The following is a 1,660-nucleotide window of genomic DNA, read 5'->3' as shown; positions in this document are numbered from 1 at the left end:
GACTTTAACAGCACGGGACAGCTCTGCCAGTTCTTCCATTGCAATCTGTACAGCGACAGGGTTTGCGTTCTTGACGTTGTAACCGCCAAACATCACACGACCAGCAAAATCACCCTGCATGATCTTAAACTGAAGATTCAGACGCGCACCGCCTGGAGTTTTAGTCGGTTTGACTTCAGAGTTTACAATCTGAACAACATACCAACCAGCGGGCATCAAGCTGTTGTGTTGACGCTCTGCGTGCTGTCCAGCGTTAAATTGCATTCCTAAACCGGCCATTATTGTACCCCTTTGATTTTGTTAATGATTGCACCGAGATGTGGATATTCCATCTGTTCCAACGAACCAGAACGATCTTTACATACATTTGACAGATCTGGTCTGGTCAGCAGATAACGAAAATCTGCTTGAGTATTTTGGTCTTTACCAACACTAATTTTGAATACTTCATCAAAAAAGTATGGTAATTCTGGACCTAATTTTGCACCAGGCATAGAAGGACCATAAGACGTAATACCTGTTAACTCGTCCTTATTACGGGACATTTTAGCTGCCATGTATACGTTAAGTCCAGGGATATCTCGAAAAGCACGAACTAACGTTTGCATCTTCTCAATGAGATCCCCATAAGCCTGACGCGGATCCTTTACAGTACGCTTCGCATTGTTAAGGCACTTTTCAGCAATCTCAGTAAGTGAATCCAGCGCAAGAGACTGAAAGCGCGGTAAACCATCTTCACCTACAGGATTATTCGCAGGGTTAGTCGCCCAAACATAAGCCTGCTCCACATCCTGGATATTTTCAACCGTGATGGTTGGAATATCGTAACAGATATCTGGTCTGTTTTCACCAAACACACGAGCAATGTTATTCGGTGTTAAAGACAGAAGCCCAGACTCTGCAGAAATCAGCAACGGTCTTGGAAGAGTTGCTGTAAGCATGGTCTTACCCATACCGGATTCACCATACACAAGCATCTTGACACCAGTGTCTAGAACTGCTTGAGCGGTAGTTGTAAATTGCATAAGTTGTTCCTTGTGTGGTTACGGTTGCAATACTAAGACCTAATTAACTTGAATGCAAACGTGATTATTCACTAATATCTGTTACATCACGGAAACTTTGATGCGTAGGAATACGCAATTTATCTTTCATACCGTGAGCAAAGAATTTCCATTTAGAAATTTTCCCGATGAATTCATCAGGATGCTCGAAGTAATATTTACGTTCTTCGTGCGTAAGGCGACCAGCACCTACACGCATCTCTTGTCCGACTTCAATAAGATCTTCCAGTCCTTCTGGTACTGTAAGCACACGTACATCAAACGAGCCAACCATACCATTTGGAATCATATTTTCCTGATGGGATGAACGGAACGTCTGTCCTAATTCGTTAATCTGAGCCTCATTTGCGTTGGTACAACCTTCGATAATACGAATGATCTCACCTTCACCATCAGTGAAGCGTTTAATGCGGAGATAACCGCCTTCACGCTGCGTACTACGACCCCATTTATATTTCGCTTCAAGGTCACGAATAATAACACCTTCGTATCCCATATCGAGCCAAATATTTTCCCACTCCAGGAGTTCTTGTTCGTTGTTGACCACATACAGCGGCACAACCTTCACGTCCATCAACTCGCCGTTAGCATGGCAT

Annotated in this window: 2 protein-coding genes and 1 pseudogene; all 3 read right to left on the bottom strand. The window is 43.5% G+C overall.

The genetic code is table 11. From position 1 onward, the window contains the following. The coding region (locus BM613_RS14435; RefSeq protein ID WP_146192851.1) for a DUF669 domain-containing protein at positions 1–279 on the bottom strand (279 nt) is incomplete at its 3' end. Beyond that, complete coding sequence (locus tag BM613_RS14430) at positions 279–1,025, bottom strand: ATP-binding protein (protein ID WP_046973433.1); 747 nt, start codon at positions 1,023–1,025, stop codon at positions 279–281. The genes BM613_RS14430 and BM613_RS14435, both read right to left, overlap by 1 nt. A gap of 64 nt (positions 1,026–1,089) precedes the next feature. After that, positions 1,090–1,660, bottom strand: a pseudogene (locus BM613_RS14425) (hypothetical protein); the annotation flags it as partial.

Source organism: Sulfoacidibacillus thermotolerans (assembly GCF_003144315.1).
In the GTDB taxonomy this organism is placed as follows: Bacteria; Bacillota; Bacilli; order Alicyclobacillales; family SLC66; genus Sulfoacidibacillus; species Sulfoacidibacillus thermotolerans.
The sequence above is the reverse complement of the archived record's forward strand: the minus strand, read 5'-3'. Positions and strand labels throughout refer to the sequence as shown.

Bases quoted from the DNA above. Each gene is read 5' to 3' on its own strand.
- BM613_RS14430 (WP_046973433.1), bottom strand. From the start codon at position 1,025: ATGCAATTTACAACTACCGCTCAAGCAGTTCTAGACACTGGTGTCAAG.